General features: G+C 56.4%; 20 protein-coding genes. 12 read left to right on the top strand and 8 right to left on the bottom strand.

Going from position 1 to position 23,159, the window contains the following annotated elements; translation table 11 throughout:
* Window positions 1–9 precede the first annotated feature (9 nt).
* The 8 genes from AC1RTP_RS13280 (at window position 10) to AC1RTP_RS13245 (ending at window position 7,702) form a co-directional block, all read left to right on the top strand.
* On the top strand, window positions 10–2,703 hold the full coding sequence (locus AC1RTP_RS13280; RefSeq protein WP_498608103.1) for a M16 family metallopeptidase: 2,694 nt from the start codon (window positions 10–12) through the stop codon (window positions 2,701–2,703).
* Window positions 2,704–2,767: 64 nt separating this feature from the next.
* Window positions 2,768–3,253, top strand: coding sequence for a hypothetical protein (locus AC1RTP_RS13275; protein ID WP_498608102.1), 486 nt, complete (start codon window positions 2,768–2,770; stop codon window positions 3,251–3,253).
* 62 nt (window positions 3,254–3,315) lie between these two features.
* Entirely contained in the window at window positions 3,316–3,627 is a 312-nt protein-coding gene (locus tag AC1RTP_RS13270; RefSeq protein WP_498608101.1) for a hypothetical protein, read from the top strand.
* 75 nt (window positions 3,628–3,702) lie between these two features.
* Window positions 3,703–4,224 carry a hypothetical protein gene (locus AC1RTP_RS13265; protein WP_498608100.1) on the top strand — a complete coding sequence of 174 codons (522 nt, stop codon included), beginning with the start codon at window positions 3,703–3,705 and terminating at the stop codon, window positions 4,222–4,224.
* Entirely contained in the window at window positions 4,214–4,888 is a 675-nt protein-coding gene (locus tag AC1RTP_RS13260; protein ID WP_498608099.1) for a hypothetical protein, read from the top strand. The genes AC1RTP_RS13265 and AC1RTP_RS13260 overlap by 11 nt, the downstream gene beginning before the upstream one ends.
* Before the next feature lie 310 nt (window positions 4,889–5,198).
* Window positions 5,199–5,591, top strand: a complete 393-nt coding sequence (locus AC1RTP_RS13255; RefSeq protein WP_498608098.1) for a DUF3997 domain-containing protein — start codon at window positions 5,199–5,201, stop codon at window positions 5,589–5,591.
* Window positions 5,592–6,774: 1,183 nt separating this feature from the next.
* Window positions 6,775–7,194, top strand: coding sequence for a hypothetical protein (locus tag AC1RTP_RS13250; protein ID WP_498608097.1), 420 nt, complete (start codon window positions 6,775–6,777; stop codon window positions 7,192–7,194).
* 82 nt (window positions 7,195–7,276) lie between these two features.
* The gene (locus tag AC1RTP_RS13245; protein WP_498608096.1) at window positions 7,277–7,702 is read left to right on the top strand and encodes a hypothetical protein; all 426 of its coding nucleotides are present in this window, start codon (window positions 7,277–7,279) and stop codon (window positions 7,700–7,702) included.
* 192 nt (window positions 7,703–7,894) lie between these two features.
* On the opposite strand, the gene AC1RTP_RS13240 is transcribed toward AC1RTP_RS13245, so the two are convergent.
* Window positions 7,895–8,635: a GntR family transcriptional regulator gene (locus tag AC1RTP_RS13240; RefSeq protein WP_498608095.1), complete on the bottom strand. Its 741-nt coding sequence runs from the start codon at window positions 8,633–8,635 to the stop codon at window positions 7,895–7,897.
* A gap of 279 nt (window positions 8,636–8,914) precedes the next feature.
* On the opposite strand from AC1RTP_RS13240, the gene AC1RTP_RS13235 reads away from it, so the two are divergent.
* Genes AC1RTP_RS13235 through AC1RTP_RS13220 form a run of 4 tightly spaced genes read left to right on the top strand, consistent with a single transcriptional unit; the run spans window position 8,915 to window position 14,586 of the window.
* Window positions 8,915–11,686 (top strand): TonB-dependent receptor, encoded by a 2,772-nt coding sequence (locus AC1RTP_RS13235; protein ID WP_498608094.1) that lies wholly within the window; start codon window positions 8,915–8,917, stop codon window positions 11,684–11,686.
* 58 nt (window positions 11,687–11,744) lie between these two features.
* Window positions 11,745–12,548 carry a cupin-like domain-containing protein gene (locus AC1RTP_RS13230; RefSeq protein WP_498608093.1) on the top strand — a complete coding sequence of 268 codons (804 nt, stop codon included), beginning with the start codon at window positions 11,745–11,747 and terminating at the stop codon, window positions 12,546–12,548.
* Window positions 12,545–13,519 carry a glycoside hydrolase family 18 protein gene (locus AC1RTP_RS13225; protein WP_498608092.1) on the top strand — a complete coding sequence of 325 codons (975 nt, stop codon included), beginning with the start codon at window positions 12,545–12,547 and terminating at the stop codon, window positions 13,517–13,519. Before AC1RTP_RS13230 ends, AC1RTP_RS13225 begins: the two co-directional genes overlap by 4 nt.
* A complete protein-coding gene (locus AC1RTP_RS13220; protein ID WP_498608091.1) occupies window positions 13,516–14,586 on the top strand; it encodes an acyltransferase family protein in 1,071 nt (356 codons plus the stop codon). The genes AC1RTP_RS13225 and AC1RTP_RS13220 overlap by 4 nt, the downstream gene beginning before the upstream one ends.
* Here AC1RTP_RS13220 and AC1RTP_RS13215 read toward each other — a convergent pair.
* The 7 genes from AC1RTP_RS13215 to icmH form a co-directional block, all read right to left on the bottom strand.
* The gene (locus tag AC1RTP_RS13215; RefSeq protein WP_498608090.1) at window positions 14,576–15,118 is read right to left on the bottom strand and encodes a hypothetical protein; all 543 of its coding nucleotides are present in this window, start codon (window positions 15,116–15,118) and stop codon (window positions 14,576–14,578) included. The genes AC1RTP_RS13220 and AC1RTP_RS13215 overlap by 11 nt on opposite strands.
* On the bottom strand, window positions 15,105–16,172 hold the full coding sequence (locus tag AC1RTP_RS13210) for a M949_RS01915 family surface polysaccharide biosynthesis protein (protein WP_498608089.1): 1,068 nt from the start codon (window positions 16,170–16,172) through the stop codon (window positions 15,105–15,107). The genes AC1RTP_RS13215 and AC1RTP_RS13210 overlap by 14 nt, the downstream gene beginning before the upstream one ends.
* Before the next feature lie 99 nt (window positions 16,173–16,271).
* Entirely contained in the window at window positions 16,272–16,574 is a 303-nt protein-coding gene (locus tag AC1RTP_RS13205; protein WP_498608088.1) for a hypothetical protein, read from the bottom strand.
* A 166-nt stretch (window positions 16,575–16,740) separates the two neighbouring features.
* Window positions 16,741–17,544, bottom strand: coding sequence for a hypothetical protein (locus AC1RTP_RS13200; RefSeq protein ID WP_498608087.1), 804 nt, complete (start codon window positions 17,542–17,544; stop codon window positions 16,741–16,743).
* 7 nt (window positions 17,545–17,551) lie between these two features.
* On the bottom strand, window positions 17,552–19,525 hold the full coding sequence (locus tag AC1RTP_RS13195; RefSeq protein ID WP_498608086.1) for a peptidoglycan DD-metalloendopeptidase family protein: 1,974 nt from the start codon (window positions 19,523–19,525) through the stop codon (window positions 17,552–17,554).
* 11 nt (window positions 19,526–19,536) lie between these two features.
* On the bottom strand, window positions 19,537–22,392 hold the full coding sequence (locus tag AC1RTP_RS13190) for a type VI secretion system Vgr family protein (protein ID WP_498608085.1): 2,856 nt from the start codon (window positions 22,390–22,392) through the stop codon (window positions 19,537–19,539).
* Window positions 22,392–23,150: a type IVB secretion system protein IcmH/DotU gene (icmH, locus tag AC1RTP_RS13185; protein ID WP_498608084.1), complete on the bottom strand. Its 759-nt coding sequence runs from the start codon at window positions 23,148–23,150 to the stop codon at window positions 22,392–22,394. Before icmH ends, AC1RTP_RS13190 begins: the two co-directional genes overlap by 1 nt.
* Between the last annotated feature and the right edge of the window lie 9 nt (window positions 23,151–23,159).

Genomic DNA, 23,159 nt, shown 5'->3' with positions numbered 1-23,159 from the left:
CAGAATCCTATGCAAATCCGATATGTCGCAGCGCTGCTGCTGACCGCTTCTTCTGCGTTCGCGCAAACTCTTCCTGCCGGTGTCGCCAAAGGACCTTCTGTAGAAGGCATCACCGAATACCGACTGCCCAACGGGCTCAAAGTCCTGCTGTTCCCCGATGCGTCGAAACCGACGGTGACCGTCAACGTCACCTACCTGGTTGGCTCGCGCCATGAGAACTATGGCGAGACCGGCATGGCGCACTTGCTGGAGCACCTGATGTTCAAGGGCGCGCCGAACCATCGCAATATTCCGCAGCAGTTTTCCGAACGCGGCATGGAGTTCAACGGCACAACGTCGATGGACCGCACCAACTACTACGAGGTTTTCCAGGCCAGTCCGGAAAACCTGAAGTGGGCGCTGGATATGGAAGCTGAGCGCATGACGAAGTCCTTCATCGCGAAGAAGGACCTGGACTCGGAAATGACCGTGGTGCGCAATGAGTACGAGAGCGGCGAAAACAGTCCGTTCGAAGTACTGTACAAGCGCATGGAGAGCATTGCTTACGACTGGCACAGCTACGGTCGTTCGACCATCGGCAACCGCAGCGACATCGAAAACGTCAAGATCGAGAACCTGCAAGCCTTCTATCACACCTACTACCAGCCGGATAACGCCGTGCTGCTGGTGGCCGGTAAGTTCGATCCTTCGCAAACGCTGGCGTGGATCGGCAAGACCTTCGGCGTGATTCCGAAACCGAAGCGCAAGCTGCCGCAGTTCTGGACCGTGGAGCCAGCCCAGGACGGCGAGCGCCAGTACTCGGTGCACCGCAAGGGCGACGTGCAGATCGTGCTGGTGGGTTACAAGATTCCATCGGGCCTGCATGGCGACGCGGATCCGCTGGCCTTCATGGGCCAGGTGCTGACCGACACGCCAAATGGCCGCCTGCACAAGCAACTGGTCGAAACAGGCAAGGCGGCGCAGGTGTTTGCGATCAGCCAGCCGGGCATCGCGCCAAGCCTGCAGGTATTCGGTGCCGTCGTGAAGTTGGGCCAGCCGGTCGAACCGGTGCGCGATGAACTGATCGCGACGGTGGAGGGCTTTGCAAAAGCACCTCCGACCGAAGAAGAGATGGAGCGTACGCGCCGCGATTACAGCAACGCGATCGAGAAGTCGCTGAATAATCCGCAGCAGGTGGGCGTGGCGCTGAGCGAGCATATCGCGCTGGGCGACTGGCGTTTGCTGTTCCAGGGCCGCGATGGGCTGGCAGCGATCACTTCCGCACAAGTGGCGGAAGCAGCGGGGCGCTATATGAAGCGGGATAACCGCACTGTAGGCGTATTCGTTCCGGACGACGCCCCGCAGCGCGCGGACATTGGTGCGGCGCCGACGGCGGCTGAACTGCTCAAGGATTTCAAGGGCAAGGCCAGTGTGCTGACTTCGGAGAACTTCAATCCGAGCCAGGACAACATCATGGCGCGCACCGAGCTTAAAGAAGTCGGTGGCCTGAAGCTGTCGCTGCTGCCGAAGAAGAACCGCGGCGAGACCGTGGCGCTGGACATGCGCCTGCACTGGGGCGATGAAAAGAACGAATTCGGCAAGCAGGTCCTGGCGGCGGCTACCGACCAGATGCTGGCGCGCGGCACGAGCAAATATTCGCGTGCGCAGCTGGCCGATGTCATGTCGAAGCTGAAGATGTCGGGCGGCCTGTATCACTTCGAAACCACACGCGAGTTCCTGCCAGCAGCCGTGCGCCTGGTGGCGCATGTGCTGAAGGAGGCCACATTCCCGCAAGCGGAGTTCGAACAGATGCGCCAGCAGTGGATTGTTGGCATTGAGGCTTCGCGCAATGACCCGCAGTCGATGGCAGGTCGCGCGCTGGCCGAATACTTCAACCACTGGCCGAAAGGCGACCCGCGCAGCGTGATGACGCTCGATGAACAAATCGATGCAGTCAAGGCGCTGAAGCTGGAAGATCTGAAGGCCTACCACGCTGAGTTCTACGGCGCTTCCCACGGCGAGCTGTCGGTAGTCGGCGACTTCGACAAGGCCGAACTGGTGAAGGTTGTGAGCGAGGAACTGGCGGGCTGGCAAAGCAAGGCTGCCTACGCGCCAATCCTGGACAAGCACGCAGACAAGGCTGCGAATCGCATCACGCTCGATACGCCGGACAAGGAGAACGGCATGTTCGCCGCGCGCATCGCAATGCCTCTGCGTACCGATGATGCTGATTATGCTGCGCTGGAAGTCGCGAACTTCATCTTCGGTAACGGCGGCCTGAAATCGCGCCTGATGGACCGCATTCGCCAGAAGGATGGCCTGTCCTACGGCGGCGGTTCCTCGCTCGATGCCGGCGACCGCGATAATGCAGGCGGCTTCACGATCGAAGCGATTGCAGCACCGCAGAATATGGTCAAGCTGGAAGCAGCCGTCCGCCAGGAGCTTGAACGCGCCGTGAAGAATGGCTTCACCGCCGCGGAAGTGGCCGGCGCCAAGTCTGGCTTGATGCAGCAGCGCGTGCAGAACCGTTCCAAGGACGACGTGGTAGCCGGCGCATGGTCGCATTTCCGCTACCTGGACCGCACCTTCGTGTGGAGTAAGGAGTACGAAGCGAAGCTGATGGCCCTTACTCCGGAACAGGTGAGTGCAGCCTTCCGCAAACACATCGACCCGGCCAAGCTGTCGGTGGTGCTTGCCAGCGACGCTTCCAAGGTCAAGCGCTAAGCTGATTGTCCGCATGAACTGATTGATCATCTCTACAACAAGTGCACAACTCTTCTAAAGAATCATGAAAATCAAGTTCCTAATTGTATGTTTGGCGTTGTTCATTTCGTTGCCATCGCATTCTGCAGCAAAGCGCGCATGCGAGATTGCTGACGCCGAGTTTCAAATTGAGAACATGTTCATTCCCGCAGAGTCCGTGGCTTTGGTAAAAAAGTGTTCGGCTCATCACCCGATCTGTATTCTCAATTTCGATCAAAAGGTGATCGCGACGCAGGACGTGAAGGAGATCGCAAAAGCCCAAAGCAGCGCCGTGCTGGGAGCTTATCAGCCAGATGAACACACTTGTCTAGTGGGCCAGTTGAGCGGCGGCAGTGCTGCTGCTTGGTTATTCGAGGGTTGGGATACCAGTTCAGGTGTTGTTAAAGCGATTGAGAGTTTTGGCAAAACGAAGCTGAATTCAGATTCAGTTTCCCCTGCGGGACTAGTCAACGTAATGCGTTCTGCTTACGTCAAAACGGGAAAACAGCTCGTTCGGAAATCAACGCCATAGTGGTCTGCTTCGGGGCTATGGCATTGACTTGGTGATCGATGCGACCGGGTACAATCGGCCAGATGCAGACCTTCGAAATTGGCACGGCGAATTTGGATGTTGAAATGAGAACTTATGAGTCCCTCGAGGACGCGAAGCTTTTGGCCCAAGAAATCCTTTCGAACAGGCTGGATGCAAACGTTGGTTGCGCACTGATTGCATCTATCGCTGCGAAGCTTCGCTATCCCGATTCGTTGGAAGTATTTTTCGCTTTAGCTCATGACCAATCTGGGCATGAACACGTTGGAATTTCAGCCGTCGACTGCGTGGATGATATCTTTGTGGCTTGTCGGGTGCTGCTGGAAAGCTCGATCAATGAGCACCATGACGTCTAGCGGCCAAAAGCAGCCATCGAATCCAGCCGACGCCGATTTGTGGCGCGGCTTAACTCACGTGTTAGGCGAATTTTAATGTTCGGTTCTCTTTTCCGGTCTTTCGTTTCAAACGAAGCACTTGAATTTGCGGGCTTCGTTCTCGCCCATACTGCAGCAATTGCTGACTCAAATCGAGCCGGTGAGCTGATTTGTCCATTCGCCGTTCTCGAAGGTGATGACGGGAGACAGGTAGTCGACTTTGAGTCCGAAACTCAGGAGGAAGCCGTGTCTAAGGGGTGGGCCAGTCTAGGTGAGGCAAAGTCAATGAAGGTCTCGTGGGCGTTCGGGCGTGAAGGCTTGTACAGGGAGCCTGACGGAAGTGCAATTGACATACTGACGGTCACGGTGTGGATGCCTGGTATGAAGGAACACTACAGCGTCCTACAGCGCTTCGGGAGAGGGGAAGCCCAAGCGATTTACCTCATCGGGACCCCCGAATTGTTGAAGCATAGGGGAGATTTTGCTGAACCTGTAGAGCGCTGGAACGAGAAGTCGGTGGAACGTGGCATTGCAAATCATCCCAAGGGTTCAATGTGGTCGGAATGGCGTGGCCAATGATGAATTCGCGGAGCCAGCCGACGACGACGGCCTGAAATCGGCCAACTGCGGACATCCAACATTGCTGCAACTTTGTAACCACCACATGCTTATGAATGATTTTGAAAAATTCGCTTACGACCAAATTTGCACGGTATTGGCGAATGTCGACACAGGTGTTGATACGGATATCTATGCGCTTTCGTTCTATGTTTTCGACATTAACGACGATCCTCGATATCCCGTTCTTCAGCTAGGCTATAACACCCTGGCACACGCGAGAGCATGCGCACAGTCAGCTTCAAGCGCTGAGGAAGCGAAATGGAATTTCGCTTTTTGGCTTCAGAACGAACTGAGGTTCATTGGCGAACCGGGGACTCAAGGCGGAATGCTGTTGGAAGAGTATTTGAAAGCAAGCGGCCTCTGGTACTCGGATGAGGATGAGGAAGCTGACTTTGATCAATGTATGCAGATCGCGGGCAGGATTACCGCCTACTTCGTTGAGGCCTGTGTACGGATAGCTCAGGCGCTGCATGAAACTGGGATAATCGAACGAAAGTTCTCTACACCAATCCCCATCATCGTACATGAACTTGAATACTATGACGAAATTGCCATGCAGACTTGCCGCGCAAATCCGCCTGGCATGACAAAGGAATTCGAAAATTGGATTGCGAGTATGTGATTTTGGACTGCAACTTGCCTACGTCGAACGCGATATTCAGCTCTAAGCTGAATGGCTAAATGCGGCTGCCGTCGGTCAAATCTTTATGGGAAGCGAATTGGTAACCGACGCAGGCATTCAGGCTGCGAGCTCAAGGATCCGACCTGGCAAGCTGTTGCACTTTCGGCCTTCTCGGTAATTTCATGTTAATATTAAAATGGTAATAAATAGAATCCAACGAACGACCGAAAAAGTTATTCGATTTTCGTTGTTCTTCATGTTTTCTCTTCTTTTGGGATGTACACGAAGCAACCCTGGAAGCAGGATTGGGATGAGTAATTATTTCCTGGACGATTCTGATGATTCCCATATCTACATTTCCCACAATAAAGACGGGCATTGGGTTGTCGTGATAGATCAAATGGTTGTCGATGAGAAGACAGTAGGCAGCTATGCCTTTGTACTTCAGAAGGTTGCGATCTCATATGAATGCAAATCGCACAATGGAAAACCAGTTATCGCCACTAAATACACGAACAATGACGCTTTCTGGATCATTGATTTGGATGCTGAGAAGGCAATGGGGCCATTCGACACTCACGCATTCTCCGAACGAGCTAAATCGATAATAGGTGAGGTGCCAACGTTGGCAAGCCAGCGAAATTACCTTGAAAATCAAATTGACTTGCGCGAGATCGGCACTGATTGCGTACCCGTTCGATAAGGCAAGGCCAACGGGGTATGCTGGGTAAAGCTTTCCGAATCGATGTTCTGTTTTCAATAGAAGAAAAGCAATCGTCTCAGGAGACAATGCACAAACTCCGCAGTGGGGCGGATGCGCCAGCCAGGTGACCGAGTACAATCGGCCAAGAGGAGTCGGTCGAAAATTTCAGTTTTTGGGGTTCCCTGATAGCGATGAAAAGGTCAAGTGTTATGCCTGAATGCGAAGAACAGAGAATGCAGTATTTGCCGATTTTGTTTTTCGTTGTAGCGAGCCTGTCGTGCACCCAGGCATATTCTGCAGATAGAGCGAAGAACACGCAGTGTATTGGATACGCGTCGGTTGATGAGGTCGGCAGCATTCAATTAAACCTGTTCTCGACGGAGTCCACACATGGTGGTGCGATGCTTATCCTGGATAAGCAGCATCCCTTGTTTGATGAAATGAAGAAGCATTTAGGAAAGCTAACGGCAGGGAAATGGAAGTGCGTTAAGTCAATGCCGAGTCCGCCATCAGAGCCCCCGCCATCGGCGAGTACAAGCACTCCGCTGCCAGCGGAGTCTGCGCCTGTAAGATAGTGTGCTAAGCACTTCTACCGGCCAGCAGCTGCCGGTCAGATTTACAATGAAAGCAATGCATGGATGAGACCGAACAAATGAGCTTAGCATTGTCAAAATTGCGAAGTTCATTGCCGCCCAAAATCTGGGAGACATGCGATAGTTTGAATTCGCATGGTGAGTGGGAAATGGCGCTAAGCCACTGTGTTTTTCACCTCACAGCCGTTACATCGGAGGACAAAGAGGCGTTGACGGCATGTGCGTTACGCTTCGATGCGTCTGACGAAGTGCTATCCGCTATATCGAAGCTCTAGCCAAATGGTGGGGGCGCAACCGGCCATGAGCTGCCCTTCGACCGCAGCTGTTTCTATCCATTTTCCAACGCTGGCCACTTGCGTGTTTTTGTCGGTTTTGTTAGTACAGGATAAGCGCACAGAAAAATAGCACGGACCCAGGCGGGACAAGGACTCTTGCCTCGATGGCAGGCCAATGTTATATCACAGGCACCCATGTTATATTGCTAATTTGCGATATATAACCCGTTAGCACTCATGAAACACCTCTCACTAATTCGTTGGTTCATATGCGCGCTAGGCCTAGCGCTCCCCTTAGTCTCGTTTGCAAATGATATGGCTCCTCAGGTTCAAGCAAAAGCCGAATTGGCTATTTCTCAGTTTCAGAAACGCGCTGGTGGACGGTTAGACTATTCTGAAAAAAGCTTGACCGTTGTCGAGGAAATGCTTGATGAAGCATCCCACTATTCAGCGCAAATGCCAAAGAAAGATACAGACGCGATTGTTCAACTATTCGGCTCCTACATTCTTGAGGTTGCTCGCCGCAAGTACGGGGGCTCCTTCAAATGGCTCGATCAAGGTGATCAACCTGTTCTTGTGGTTGGCGAACCGAAGTTTCATGTTGCGCTAGCCACCTTTGATAAGGTTCGGGGGCGCCTGAGGGGCGATAAGAGCGACAATATTCCGTTCTTTTACCAAGGCTTCGCCGAGCGGGTGAAGGCGGCCACACCAGGAGTCAGGGCGCTATATGTCTAACTGCGCTTACTATGCAATCCACCGGACCTGCGCGAAAAGCTGCGCAGTCCGGTGATTTTGAACCTTGATATGCACAAAAGGCATGATCAGTTCCTTACACCCTACAGTTCAAGTACTGGCGCAAAAAGAAGGTGCAAGGCCGCGAGAAATTCGGGGATTGCAAAGTTGCTTCCCCGAGTTGCCGTTGTCCTTTACAGAGCTTCTTGCCGAAGCCACTGAAATTGAGATGTCGTACAAAGGTAAGTACCTTCGGCTGTATGGCCCTGCAAAATGCATTGAGATGAACGATGCATACGAAATTTCAAAAAGAATTCCTGGCGCAATTCCTGTGGGAGATAATGGCGGTGGCGAAGTGATGATTTTTCTTCCGCACCCGGAGCGCGGAATATACAAAGTAGGCTATGGTTCGCTTACGTTGGAAGATGCTGAATTTGTAGCTCTGAACTTAGAAGATTTGCTCCTTTTGGCCGAGGTTGACGCCACCAAGATTGGCGGGGTTGATGCATGAGGTATTTCCGCCCAACCTTAAATTCCAGCGAATCGCCTTTGGCGCCTGCTGAACTCGCACGTTGAACGCCGCTTTGTAGAACTGTGAACGTCCGCACCGGGACGAATTCGATATTAGAAGCGAAGGTCCGAGTTGGGGCGGAAGCGGTCTGATTCGTAAACGTATCTGCAGGTTAAGGCGGAGTAAGAACTGCTATGGTGTACTGAGCTCGGCGACGAAGTCGTACATGTCGCCGCGGAAGATCGAGCGGCAGAATTCAACTGCGCGGCCGTCACGCAGGAAGCCGAGGCGTTCGACGGCGAGGCCGGCGTCGCCTTCCTTAGCTTGCAACAGCTTGGCTTGTTCGCCTGTCAGCAGCAGGGCAGACAGGCGCTGCAGCGCGCGTACCGGGCGGTGTCCAGCCGCTTCGAGCGCTTCATACATTGAGACGTCAACTGCTTCCAGCGAGGGCAGGGCATCGGCCACGATGGTCGCGTATTCCACGCACATTGGCACTTCGTCTGCGAAGCGGATGCGGTGGTAGCGGTAGACCGGTGCGCCGGGGCTAAGCCGCAGGCGTAGCGCTTCTTCGGGCGTCACCGTTCCTTCAGCCTTTTTCAGCCACACGCTGCGCGGCGTGCGTCCGCGCGAGCGCATGTCCTCGGAGAAGGACGTGAGCTTGGCGAAATTCTTTTCTATGCGGGTGTTGATGAAATTGCCGGAGCCGGGGCGGCGCACCAGCAAGCCTTCTTCGACCAGGCCATCGATGGCCTTGCGCACTGTGATGCGGGAGATGTTCAAGTCCGCGGCCAATACTCGTTCGGCGGGCAGCGCTTCGTCCGGGCCGAAGACGTGGAGATTGATCGCCTCGCGTAAGGCGCGTTGCAGAAGCTGGTAAAGCGGTTGGCTACTGGTCTGCACCAGTTCCTGCATGATCTGCGCGAGCGATGCCATTGGGTCTCCCTTTGTGGTGCGGCCGATAATACCAAAAAAAGACCTTCCATCCAGAGGTATGCAAACCACATTTCCTGTTTAGCCCCTTTGGTAACGTTAACTATGCGCAGTACGTTACAAAGTGGTATGTCTTTTCAGTACAACATGTGAAAAAAATATGAAAATTGGTAGTGTTCTGGTATTCATCCGGGGTATATTGGCGCTCGATTGGTTTTGTAGTGGAGTAGCTTTTTAAGTTGAGACCGGATCCGCCAAGGATCCACACCATTGGGGGAGTAAATGAAACACAATCAGGAAGCAGTCAAACCGCGTAACCTCACCGTCCTGACGCCGATCGCAGCCGCGACCGCCGTGCTGGTACTGGGCATGTCCGCCCCAGCTTACGCACAGCAGCAGGAAACCAAAGATGAAAACGTGGTGGTCGTTACTGGTATTCGCGGTTCGCTGCAGCAGTCGCTGTCGGTGAAGCGTAATGCCGCCGCCAACGTTGAAGTGATCACCGCCGAAGACGTGGGCAAGATGCCGGACAAGAACGTGGCCGACTCGCTGCAACGTCTGCCAGGTGTGAACATCTCCACCTCCGCAGCCGGCTCCGGCGGCTTTGACGAAAACGACCGTGTCAGCCTGCGCGGCACTGCGCCTTCGCTGACCCAGACCACCATCAATGGCCACGGCATTTCGTCGGGCGACTGGTTCGTGCTGGACCAGGTGGGCGGCGCCGTTGGCCGTACTGCTTCCTACTCGCTGCTGCCTTCCGAGATCGTGGGCCAGGTAGTTGTGCGCAAATCGCCGACCGCCGACCTGGTTGAAGGCGGTGCCGCCGGTACCGTGGACGTGATCACCCGTAAGCCGCTGGACTTCAAAGAGCCGCTGGTTCTGGAAGGTTCCGTGCAGGCCGTATACTCCACGCTGGCCAAGAAAACCGACCCGCAAATTTCCCTGCTGGGTAACTGGAAGAACGAGACCGGCACCCTGGGCGCCCTGGTCCAGCTGTTCTCCGAAAAACGCAGTCTGCGCCGCGATGGCCAGGAACTGCTGCAATGGACCCAGATTTCGCCGACCAGCGACCTGGCTAAAGCCAAGCCTGACCTGGCAAATGTATGGTTCCCACGCCTGATAGGTTCCTCGCTGTTCGAACAGGAACGTAAGCGTAAGGGCGGCATGCTGAGCGTGCAGGTCAAGCCTAGCCGCGACTTCTCCCTGGAAGCGACTTACTTCAACTCCAAGCTGGAAGCGTCGAACTACAACCGTAACTACATGACCGACATGAACGCCAATGGCGCCATCGGCGGTAACGTGGTTCCTGAGTCCTACACCGTTCGCAACGGCACCCTGACTTCCGTCGTGTTCCCGAATAAGGGCACCGCGGCTGCTCCCCTGCGCTACGGCATCGTGGACGACATCGTGCGTGAAGGCGCCTTCGCCAAGACCCAGTTCGGCGACATCGCCGCCAAATGGCGTCCAACTAACGACCTGACCCTGAGCGGTTCGATCGGTAAGACCAAGGGCACCGGCGAGACTCCATCGCAAGGCGTGTACGAAGGTGACGTGAACAACTCCGGCGTGAGCTACCAGCTGAACGGCCTCGGTTCGCCTGCGACCGTGAAGTTCCCAAGCATCGATACTTCCAAGTTCACCGGCACTATCCTGGACTGGGTGTTCGGCTATAGCCCTGCCACCACCAAGGACGAGGAAACCTACGGCCAGCTGGATGCTGCGTTCAAGCTGGAAGCGGGTCCTCTGCGTGAAATCAAGTTCGGCGCCCGCGCTACCAACCATAAGCGCAGTAACTTCGCCGTGGCGCAAGGCCCTAACTGGGCCAACACCGAGCCAGGCACCGCCAATACCAACCCGGCATGGAATGGCAACACCTATCCGAGCGACTTCGGCAAGGACCTGGGCGGCAACTTCCCTACCAATGTGTGGGAACTGGATCGCTCCGTGCTGCAAGAGTGGGGTAATGTGCACTCCAACCGCAGCGAAACCCGCACCTACTACCCGGACATGTTCAACCTGACCGAAAAGACCAAGGCCGTCTACGCCATGGGTGAATTCGAAGGCGATATGTGGAGCGGTAATGCAGGCGTGCGTATCGTGCGCACCGAAGGCGAATCGAATGGCTACCAGATCCTGCCGAACCAACTGCCAGGCGGTAACCTGCCAGCCTTCCCATGGGGCGGTTTCGTGCAGCAGACCCGTATCGAAAACAATGGCACTGAAGTCCTGCCAAGCGCCAACCTGCGTATTGACGTGAGCAAGGATGTTGTGGCGCGCTTCGGTATCTCGCGCACCATGACCCGTCCTGACTTCGGCGCCCTGGGCGGCACCGTGTCGCTGACCGACGAAACCCACACCGGTAACGGCGGTAACGCGGCTCTGAAGCCAACCAAGTCGAACAACATCGACGCAACCCTGCAATGGTACTTCGCACCGCGTGCACTGGCTTCTGTCGGCCTGTTCTACATGGGCCTGAAGGACTACGTGGGCTACGGTTCCAGCACCGGCACCTTCATCGACAGCCGCGCATCGCAGCAGACCGGCAAGCCAGTGTTCGCACAGTACGTGATCACTTCGCCGACCAACGTCGATGCGGACGTGAAGGGCGTGGAAATGAACCTGCAGATGCCGCTGGGTATGGGCTTCGGCTGGGATGCCAACGTGACCCTCGCGGACTCGAAGCAGAAGTTTGGCAGCTGCCCGGCTACCCAGACCTCCACTTCGGCTGACCCATGCGATATGCTGGGCGCGTCGAAGACCACTGCGAACATCGGCGCGTTCTATGAGAACGATAAGTTCAACGTGCGTGTGAGCTATGCATGGCGTTCGTCCTTCCTGGCTGCCCAGGACCGTGGCACGCCGCTGTACATGGATGCGATCGGCCAGCTGTCGGCGTCGTTGAACTATCAGATCACGAAGAACCTGACCTTCACGTTCAGCGGCCAAAACCTGAACAACCCGATCCTGAAGAACTACGTCTACAATAAAGACCAGCCGGCTCGTTTCTACGCCAACGGCGTGCAGTACTACGCAGGCCTGCGCTTCAAGTATTGAACGCTTGATGCAAGACCGGAACCCCGCTACGGCGGGGTTTTTTCATGAGGGGATGGAGATGGATGCAGAGCGCTTCCAGCAAGAGATTGTAGCTCGGCAGATGCCGGCGGTCCTGCGCGGCCTGGTGCGCGAATGGCCGGCGGTGCGTGCTTCGCAGCAGGGGCCGGAGTCGCTGTGCGACTACCTGATGCACTTTGATCGCGGTGGCGCTTGTGACGCTGTAATGATGCCTCCGGAAGCGCGCGGGCGTCTGTTCTACACGCCGGATATGCAAGCCTTCAATTTCGTACGCAGCAAGCGCACAGTGTCGCAGGTAATCGAACAGGTGGCGCGCTATTCGCAGTTCGAGAGCGCGCCGTCGGTGGCGATGCAGAGCGCCTTGCTGGAGGAGTGCCTGCCTGGATTTGCTGCCGCCAATCCGCAGCCGGTGCTGGATGCCACCGTGAAACCGCGCCTTTGGCTAGGCAACGAAGTGGTGACGCCCGCGCATTTCGATGAGTCGCATAACCTGGCTTGCGTCGTGAGCGGCCGCCGGCGCTTTACGCTGTTCCCGCCGGACCAGGCGAGCAATTTGTATATCGGGCCGCTGGACTTTGCGCCGACGCCGACGCCTATCAGCCTGGTGGATTTCCGTGCCCCCGACTTTCAGCGCTTTCCGCGCTTCCTCGAGGCGATGCGGCATGCGATCGTGATTGAACTGGAGCCTGGCGACGCGCTGTACCTTCCCTCATTCTGGTGGCACCACGTGGAGTCGATCGGGGTGTTCAATGTGATGGTCAATTATTGGTGGAATGCACCGGCTGCGCCGGGGCTGGACAAGGCTTCCGTGCTGGCGCTGGCCGCTATGGGGAATAATTTATGAAACGTTTGATCGCGATGGCCTGCCTGGGGCTCGTCGCTAATGTGGCCGGGGCAGCGCCGCGCGCGGCTTTTGGCCCATACCAGTTTTTCGGCCTGGCGCTAGGCGGCGCCGTTCCGCGCGCCAGCACCGTGGCGCCCGATGGCGAACCGTTCGCTGCGGGCACTGTACTGAGCTGGGCTTTCGCAAACGGCGAATGCGGGGAAGAGACCTGGCCGGGCAAGGTGCCGGGGCAGGCGGTGGCCGACGAGAATGTCGCCAGCGCCGCGACTGACTACATTATTTCGACGGGCGGGCAGGGCGGGGTGTTCACCTGTTCCAGCGATGCGGGCATGGAGCGCTTTGTAGCGCGCTATATGTCGCCACGGCTGGTGGGCTTTGATTTCGACATCGAGGCTGAACAAAGCCTTGCGCAGATTGAGTCGCTGATCAAGCGCGTGCGCTATGCACAGCGCAAGTATCCCAAGCTGCGCTACAGCTTTACAGTTGCGACGCACGCAGCATCGGATGGCAGCAATCATAGCCTGAACAAAACCGGCGAGACTGTGCTGGCGGCCCTGCGTCGCCAAGGCGTTCGCGACTTCGTGTTGAATTTGATGGCGATGGATTACGGGCCTGCCAGCGCGTCCGCCTGCGTGCTGCGCGACGGCCGGTGCGATATGGGATCCTCCGCTATCCAGGCGGCGCGCAACGTCGAACGCAAGTACAAGCTGCCGCTGTCGCAGATTGCACTGACGCCGATGGTTGGCGTGAATGATGTGGTGGAAAATGTCTTCACGCTGGCTGACGCGGAGGCCACCGCGCAAGCTGTACGAGACCTTGGCATGGCAGGGCTGCATTTCTGGTCGCTGGACCGGGACAAGCCGTGCAGCCAGCCGGTCACGGGCGCCGATGGCAATTGCAGTACGATGCCTGGCGTGCCCGCAGCGGCCTATCATCGGGCGATGAGAGCACAAGGCGGGGCTGGCCGATGACAGCTCCGGCTGGCCGCTATCCATCGCTTGACGTGCTGCGCGGGCTGACTGTCGCACTGATGATCATCGTGAACACGCCCGGCAACTGGAGCCACGTCTACGCGCCGCTCCTGCACGCGCCATGGCATGGCTTCACGCTCACCGACTGGGTCTTCCCAAGCTTCCTGTTCGTGGTCGGCAATGCGCTGGCCTTCACGCTGCCGCGGTACGAAGGCATGGGAGGACGTGCCGCCCTTGTCAAGATCGGCAAGCGCAGCGCAATTATTATCGGCCTCGGCCTGCTACTCTGTCTGCTGCCAAAGCTTGGCGGACCGCTCAGCGAGGTGCGCCTGCCCGGCGTGCTGCAAAGGATTGGCCTGTGCTTCGGCATCGCGGCAATTGTTCTGCACTACCTGGGCGAGCGCGGCGCGCTCGTGTTCAGCGTTGCCGCACTGGCGGGGCACTGGCTGGTGCTGGCACTCTTCGGCGACTTCAGCCTGGAAGGCAACGCAGGCCGCGCGGTAGATCTCTGGGTATTCGGGCCGGGACACCTGTACAAAGGTGAGGGCATTCCCTTCGATCCGGAAGGCTTGCTCGGCACCTTGCCCGCCACCGTGAACGTGATTGCTGGATATTTCGCGGGCCGGTATCTGCGCGAACATGGCGCAACTATGCGCAGCTTAAGTGTGCTGGTAGCCGCAGGTGCCGCACTTGTCGTGCTGGCGCTCTGCTGGGCGCCGCTTCTCCCGATTAACAAGAAACTCTGGACGGGCAGTTATGTTCTGCTTGCAACCGGTTTCGCGCTGCTTGTGCTGGCGACTCTGGCGTGGATCATCGAAATGCGCGGCGTTCGCCGGTGGACGTACTTTTTCGAGGTATTCGGAAAGAACACCTTGTTCATTTACATGCTTTCGCAAATCGCGGTGATCGTGCTTGATAAGGCTGGCGCCTATGGCCCGCTTGCCGCCACGCTGGAGCCAATCGGTAGCCCGAAAGCGGCCTCCCTGGAATTTGCACTTCTGTTCTTGTTCGCCACGTGGCTGGTTGGCTATTGGCTGGACAAAAGGAAAATCTACATCAAGGTGTAGCGTTTTGGAACTCAATGCGATTGTTTTCGTACTTCCATTTACTGTATGGCCCGAAGACGCGCATGGCCTCCGGATGAACGTAGTTCTTTTCAGATCGCTTAAGACGCCGTGCAAGTGCCGCGTCTTCGGGCGCACTGCTGACTGGGGAAAATACATCGCGCCGCACACTTGCCGTCGCATTGACAGCGCGGGAAATCAAGGTCAATGCGCGCGTGGCTGGATCGAAATAGATACGCAGGGCGTCCGTATTCATATCCTGCAAATAAAGGCCGCCGTCACGCCACTGCGCGAAGTAATAGTCGTCGCAAGCCGCCTTGGGCTCGCGCTTCCACTCGCAGGCGAACAGAATCACGAGATGCCGGTCGTCCAGCTTCCTGACGGAGACATGCGCTTTGCTATAAACCCAGTTACTTACTGGCGCGGTGGAAGACGATGTGAGATTGTATTCACCTAGCAGAACGTCAATGGCGGGCGTTGCGGCGTGCGACGATACGCACGCCGAGAGAAACATCAGGATGCTAGCGTTTTTCAACGTAGACTTCATTCCATACCGATTCAAGATGCATGAGGAAGCGCGCGTTTGTCGGTTGCTGTAAAGCTGGATCTGGAGTCCGACTCCCGCCGATCGGAGCCTGGCCCGGCAGGCGGATCAGGGATTCACCTCTGATCGCGTATTTGGTTTCGCCTTGACGAAGGATCACCTTCACCGTTGACGGATCAACGCCGCCGCCGCAAAACAACTGATAGGCAACGGTGATTTCCGGGTTGCCGTCGTCGTCAATGTCGGTGATTGTGGTGGCATTTGGGAAGAATGATGCTTTGCTGTCCAGACCAGGGCAGTTGACGAAATCATTGATAGCCCAGTCGCGTTTCCACTGCTGGCCCGCCTTGGCGTAATAGGTCGCGTTTAGATTAATTCTCTCGACGCGGCCGCTGGCGGATTTTGTCGGCGTCTCGGTCAAGACCAGGATCTTCTCGTCGGCCTTTCCGACTATGCGCTGCACGCTGACGACTTTACCCAATGGCGTAATTTTCTCAAACCTTAGAATATCCGCGGACTGTTTTTGTGCCAGCGGAAGCTTAGATTCTTTCGTAATAATCTCGGTCACACCGTTTGGGACGGCGTGAACGATACGGGTTGAGATAGGGGAGAACTGCTGCGCGGCGCCATCGTGGTCGTTGTCGCCGGCATCCAGCAATTTATACCAAGTGACCGTCACGTCTCCCGGGTCATAATAACTGCCTTTGTCTGCCCGCTTGCTAGCAGTCACAAAGTACACGCCATCTACCCGCTGTACGACAATGCCATCTGCGAGCGTAATTTCACCGTGGGAGGCACTGTCCCATCCGATACTTGGAATCCCTTTCTGATTCATGATTGGCACCTGATGCCAATCATCCGACGCTCCATGCTGGAAGTAGAAAGTATAGTTACGGCGGTATTTGATCTCATCCTGGTAAGTTCCAAGCACGAGAATCAGCTTTCCGTTAGGCGTGTCCCATTTATTGATTCCTTGGGAGAGGGCATGCGCTAGGGGGGCATTCAGCGATGCAACCGCCAGGATTGTAATGAGTGAGTTCTTCATCTGGAATTGAATGTATGGCAGGACATTACGCCTGCCACAATGAGAGATACGTCTTAATTCGGCACGAGTGGTAATACACCGCGGTCATATAGATAGTGGTCATACGATTTGAAGGAACGCCCCGGCTTGTACTCGAACTTCGGACAAGTTTTGCGAATCAGTGCAAGCTCCTTGCGGGGCTAATTCGGCGTCCAAAACGCCGGAGATGCCGATCCACTTCGCAAAGGGGGAAGCTTGCTTTGACTTGGTGGCGAAGTCGAGCATTGCTACCTCATCGAACCAAAGCTTTTGCCGTCCGACCCAGTCCAGAGCTTCCTTGCCGATCGCGCTAAATGTGCTTGTTTCCTTTAATCTGAATCCACCATCACCCGCAACTGCAAATTGCAGCGCCGCTTCTGGCATGCCTCCGGCGACATAGACGCCTGTTCGCGGAGGAGCCTTCCCAGATTCGCATGCAATATCAGTTCGTATTTTGAACTTCGGATCACATGGCGATTCAAATCAGATCAGGAATGTCTACTTTGCTCGTGGCAGTCCAGCGATTCACGCGGTCGCCGATTCCGAATCTCTACTTGATTAGTGGAAGCACCCCGCCTTCACAAGTTCCACCCGCTTCTTCACCTTTCGGAGCGGAAAGATCTCTGCATGAGAGTAAGAGCTCACCATTTTTTGCTCGAACGCGCGCGTATACGTTGTTATAGGTAGTTCCTGCTCCGGTTGATCCTGGCGTTTCGCTCTTCCATTTAAAACTGAATCCATCTGGAGTCTTCGCGACTACTGGCTCGGGTTTTGGTAGCAGCAGTTGCTGGACATTTTCCATGGCGGACGCAGCCCAAATTTGCTGCATCGTCGCACTTTTTTGATCATACAAATAATATTCGTAGCCACGATACTTTCTTCCCGGTCGGTATTCGAAAATCGGGCAAGTTTTTCTGATGACAGCATGATCAGCCGAGGCGTCCATGACCTTCAAATCATATTCAGGGCAGGGATCGTTTGCACTTTTTCTAGGTGCTGCAATATGAAAGGTCTGGGTTAATCCTGGGCGGCTGAATTTTAAGTCTCCCTTAGTCGGGGAGAGTTCTATCGCCAGCCCACTCTTCTTATGTATTTCGAGCTTGAGATCCTCTGGCGCTGTCGAGTCCGCGTAAAGCACAAAACGAGACCATCGCTTTCGGTCGTCGTCGCTGGCTCGTATCGTAGCGTTAAGTTCATCGGCATGTCGCTGCGCGATTTCGCCAGGGTCTTCACCAGTGAGCGTGTTGGCACAAGGGGTGCTGGTGCACCGTGGCTTCGACTTAGGATCATCCGATGCGCGGGCATGGCTCGTCGTTGCGACAAGAAGACAGACGGCTAAAAGTGTTTTCATCATTCTGAGGCTATCGGTTAGTACAATTTTGAATAAATGGTAAAGGATTTGCGCGATTGTTCAGGCCAGTCGCGAGTTTCATCGCGTCAAGACGGACTTCAAAATGCAAATGCGCTCCTTTTTCAATAGTGTTCATGCCCTTGGCATTGCCGGAGTCGCCTGTCTTTCCAATCATCTGACCGGCGACAACGATCGAAGTTTTTTCTTTCGGCATATCGCTAAGATGGGCATAGAAAAAGCCAATGGTGTTGCCTTTGGGATTAATCTTGCGGAAGTACTCGGCCTGAGACGGCGGTAAATCATTGATTGATACTTCTAAGATCAACGTGTCGCCATACGCATATTCCGGATTCTTTGCCTTTGCAGTGTGCACGGTACCATCGGCGACAGCATAAATGGGAGTTCCTGGTACTGCAATCAAGTCGATTCCTTGATGTGCTTTTGTCCCATTTTTTCGTACCATTCCAAAGGTCGCCCCGGTTTTTCCGGATAACCCTGCTGAACGAAGCGTACAAATGCCAAGGGGATCATGCCAGTGGCCGTTCGCATTCCCCGCAGGAGCGATAGCCTCTGTTGGCTTCGCAGTTTCAGCTTGGGCTTTAGGCTCTGGCACTTCAGTTTTGGCTTGAGGACTCGGTTGGGGGCTGGGCTTTGCAGTTGGCTTTGGTTGCACTGCCGGTGCAGCCCCGTTTGCCGAAAGTGAAGAGAGAATATCCCCACAGCCCTTCGCTGGTGAGGTAAATGACTGCTGGTCCTTAACGACGAAATTGCTGATATTGATTTTTGAGTCAACGTACGTAAATAGCCAGCCCTTGTAAGCATCGATAGGGTTGCCCCCATATTGTGCGATCAGTTTTTCAACCCTTTTGTCGTCGTCGTTAAGCTGACCCAAAAGTTTTTCTCGAGCCTGCCTTTTGGACGGAGGGTCTGCCTTTCCAACAAACCACAGTGCGCCACCGACACCTTCGTGGTGCAGGAAATAGGCGAGTTTGGCCTTTTCTTCGGCAGGCAAGCTGTCTATAGCGTACTTTGTTAGCTTTCCGAAATTTCGCAAGTTAAGGATTGCGTAACTTGCTGCGCCATCGATCGCGTATTTGGCTTCGTAACGCTTATTTAAGCGAGCGCTTTCACTCAGCTTTTGGCAGTCTTGATGGAGAAGGGACTTCGAATAGTTGAAAACGTCGGCCCACGCTGGCGGAAAGAACTGTGCGAGGCCTTGGGCCCTTTTAGGATGACCCTTATTCGAATTCTCATCCCAAACCCCTGCGATCTTTCCCGCTTCCGCATCGACTAAAGCGGCCAGAGCTTGTGGCGTCAGCCCATGCCTCTCGGCAGAAGAAATCAGATATTGGCGATATTTTTCATTCCCGGCGCTCAGGCGAAGATTTTTACCTGTAAATATCGTTGCGAGTGCTTGTACGGGCTGCCCGCCTTCTACACGCGCGCCCTCTACAGCGGTGTTCCCATTGGTCACCTGCGCATTGTGGGTGGTACTGTCTTTGACACTCGCGGTCGAGGTGCTTTGCGTCCCCTTTTTCGGTTGCAAGCTGCCATCAGTTTTTGCTCTGCGTGAGTCTACGTTGACGTTCCAATTGCCAAGTGGGAGGACGTCTCGTTCAAGCACCAGTTCCATCGATTTATCAAGACCTTCAATCCAAACCTTGAGACCTCGTGCATGGTCTTCAATAAAGAGCAGGATGTTGTGGTTTGATGGCAAATCATAAAAATGATCTCGTCCGTCATACGCGGCTCTTACTTTTTTCGGAGTGATCGACTTAAAGTCCAGACCGCGGAAATGCAGTGTTACTTTGCTGTCCGGTTGGCTATCTGAGTCATCCGGTAGATAAAGTAATTGGTCTACTTTCAGTGAATGGATTTGCCTGCCTTTGAGTTTGTTTAGGACCGCAATTGCTTCAACGGTAGTGCTTTTTTTGCGTGCAATTTTCCATAATGTGTCGTGTGGCTTAACCAAATATTGTCGCATTTAAAATCTTTCTACAGATGCTCTGTGTTGCGATCTTCGTCCAGTTCGCCCGGATCAAAGGATTCTTCTTCACTTTCCTCGTCGCCCTTGATCTCCTCAAATTGAGCTGACCAGCCTTCATAGCCGACGAGCGCTAAGAACGCCTTGCTTTCGGATTGAGCGAAGACCGGCGCTTTACCAGAACCATCAATTGAATTCTTATGGAAAATTGAACCGTTCTTCGGGTCGTAAAAGGTTACGCAGGCGTCATTTAATGCTTCACCTTCGGCACTGAAGCCCAGAATCGTAATTTCGTGTGGGCCTGGCTTATCCGGCTCTACTGGCGCAAATTTAGAGAGCTTGGTCGGGAGCCCCGGCAACAGAGCTGGCTTCGACGCGCCTCCTTGGAATTCGTGCTTGGCCGATTTCACCGTGAAGTTGCCTGGACAGGCGAAGGTGATATTGCCGCCCTCGAGCACAATCGAGGATTGGCCAGCGTGCAAGACGATTTTTTTACTGGCCTTGATCTCGATGCCGTCGTTGACCGACAGGACCACCACTTCCTTGTCCGCCAGGATTTCCAGCTCGCCGGTATTGGCTTGCAGCGTGACGTCGCCGTTGCCGGCGATGGCCTTGATGCCGCCTTCGCGCGTGAACAGTGTCGCGGCATTGGAGGCGACGCTGGAGTAGCTTGCGCCGGCTGTCAGGTGCAAGTCCGAGCCGCTGGTCCAGTGCAATTGTTCGCCTGCGAATAGGAGGGTGGAGGCTGGCGTGGCGAGGTTGATGCTGTCCACGCTGTCGATCAGGGCGATGGCGTTGCCGAAGCGTTCGACGGGCTTGGCTGATTCGAGTTCGCGTGCGCCGGACTTGCTGCGTTGGGCTGCATGGCCGTTGACGACGCTGTCGTACTTGCCGTCCTGTTTCGGGTCGAGCTGTTTAAGCAGGTCTTGCTGGGCCTTGATGGCGTCGGCGCTGTACAGGGCATGCTGCTGTTCGGCAGGCTTAGCCAGCCCTTCGGCCAGCTTCTGGCCGGCACGCAGGCGTTCCACCGCGTCGTCGGCTTCGAGCTGCGTGGAAGTGATGCCGCTGCCTTGTGCGCCGCGCCGGCTGGTTGTCAGCAGCAGGCCTTCGCCGGATCGCAGTACGGCCCAGGCATCGGTGCGCAGTTCGAAACCGGTGCCGCGATGCGCGCCACGCATGGCGGAGTCGGGCGCCTGTTGCACGATGTGGCCCAGGTTCAGCTGGCTGGCGGCGGTGCTGCTGGCGAGACGCATGCGCAGTTGCTGGCTGGTGTCGTCTAGCACCCATTGGTTGTAGCCGCCGCCATCCAGGCCGTGGCTATGCATGCCGGAGATCACGCCAGCGTGATTGGCGCCTGAGTTGACGCCGGCGGAGAAGGGCGGCATATCGCTGCCGGTGTAAAGCTGGGACACCACGATGGGGCGGTCGATATCGCCTTCGATAAAGTCCACCAGCACTTCGGTGCCGATGCGCGGCGTGAACTGGCTGCCGAAGTTCGGTCCGGCCAGTGCTTCCGCCACGCGCACCCAGGTGCCGGAGCTGTCGTCGCCGGGCGCGTTGCCTCCGGCCTCGGTGTCGTGCTGGATGCCGCCGGGATTGGCGCCCGCGCCGCGCTGCCAGGGGAACTGGATGCGGATTTGCTGGCCGCGTTGCGTGGTGTTGGCCGCCTCGGGCAGGCCGACTACCAGGGCGGTCTGTGCGCCGAGTGCTGCGCCTCGCACGCGTAAAGCTGCGGCGGGCGGCACAAGCGGGACTGCGGCGCGCACGCAGGCGAAGCGGTTGCGGTAAGTGCCGGGTGCGACGCCGGGGCCGGCCTTCAGCGATGGCGTGAAGTTGTTGCGGGCTTCATGTTCGACCCACAGTGCAGTGAATTCGTCGCCATCAAAACGTTCATGCCCGGTCAGCGCGAAATTGCTTCCGGCAGCCAGTCGGCGTGCGGAGCCTTCGCCGGTGAATTGTTTGTTCGCCAGTTCTGCCGCTTGCAGCATCAGCAGGCCATGGCTATCTGCAGCGCCGTTTTCTGTGTAGCAGCGCTCCTCGCTGCCGTCGTAGATGGACATGGACGGCAGCTCGCCGGCATTAAGGTTACTGGCGTGTTCGGCGGCCGGCGCGGCCACTTGTGCCGGGTCCCAGCTGGCGATGCTGACGGCGTTGGCGGAAATTGCGCGGCGGGCGGAGAACTGGTCGATGGCGTCGTCGCGTTCCGTCGCGCGTACGCCGTGGAAGCGCAGCGCTTGTACTGCGGGTCGTCTGGCCTGGCTGTCGAAGATCACGACGCGGTGGCGCGCGTGGCCGTCCGGCGTTGCCAGCTCCTCCTGGTCATGCTCGAAGCGCCAGTTCAAGCCTTCTGAGGCCAAAATGCGGCACAGGAAGTCGAAGTCGCTTTCGCGGTACTGCGTGCAGGTGGCGCGCGGCGCGAGTTCCTGCGTGGTGTCGAAATCGAGCCGCACTTGCGGATAATCGGCCAGCAATTCCTGTGCAATGTCGTGCGCGGACTTTTCCTGGAAGATGTAGTTGTCGCGGCGCAGGCGCAGCAGGGCCAGGGCAGGTTCCAGGCGCAGGCGGTAGCGCGCAACGCCGCCGTCGGCGCCAAGCCAGCTCGCTTGCGTGCACAGGCCATGCCACGAGCGCATGCTGCCGTCTGGCTGAAGCAGGCGGATCGTGAGTTCTTCGCCGATGAACTTGCCCAGCTCAAGGCTGCTGGAGGTGCTGAGCGCATCGACGTCGAAGCGGAACAGCTCATTGACGCCTTCGCGGCCAACGAAGCGCTCTGCCATCAGGCTTTCCGGCAGGCCGGACTCCTGGGCGCTGGAGAGCGTCAACAGGCGGCCATGCTGGCTTAGGCCAGTGCCGAACAACGTGCGCATCACGGCAGTGTGATGGTGATATTGGCCTGGCGCGGCGCCATGCGCACAACGTCGTTATAGGCGCTTACCTGCTGCTCGGTATGGTGGGACAGCGAGGTGCGCAGGCCGATATAGGCCAGTGCGGAAATCAGCGCGAATACGGAGCAGAGCACCCACAGCGGAAGGTCGCTGCGCAGCTTGTGCATGACCTGGTCCGGACGTTCGGCGTGCGGTGCGAAGCCTGGACGGCGGCCTTTCATATGGGCGATTTCGTCGCCCAGGCGGCTGGTGAGGTAGCCCAGTTTTTCCGAACCTTCCAGAATGTAGCGGCCCTGGAAGCCAAGCAGCAGGCACATATGGAACACCTCGAGCGCTTCAATGTGTTCGCTGCTGCGCGTGCGCAGTGCGTCCAGGCGGTTGAAGAAGTTTTCGCCGGCCAACTGGTCGCCGAACAGCGTCAGTTGCAGCGGCCTCATTTCCCAGGCGTCGCGGATCGAGAAATGGGAGCGCAGGATGATCTCGTCCACTGCGGCGCAGAAGGCGTACTTCGATGCGTCGATGTCGTCGGCCGATGCGCCTTTCTTGCGCGCGTTGCGGCCGAAGTCGTCGAGGAAGCGCGTCATGCGCGACTGGAATTCGGTATGGTCTTGCGGGGCGCTGCCGTTCTTCAGCATGAAAAGGGCGTAGAAGCCGTCGTACATCAGATCCAGCAGGGTGGCATTGCTGGCGGGAGCGGAGGCCGTTTCGGCAATCAGGGAAGGCGGGGCGATGGTATTCATGTTCTGCTC

This window comes from Pseudoduganella sp. GW821-FHT11H04, assembly GCF_058807935.1.
This window is presented reverse-complemented; position numbering and strand designations above follow the sequence as displayed.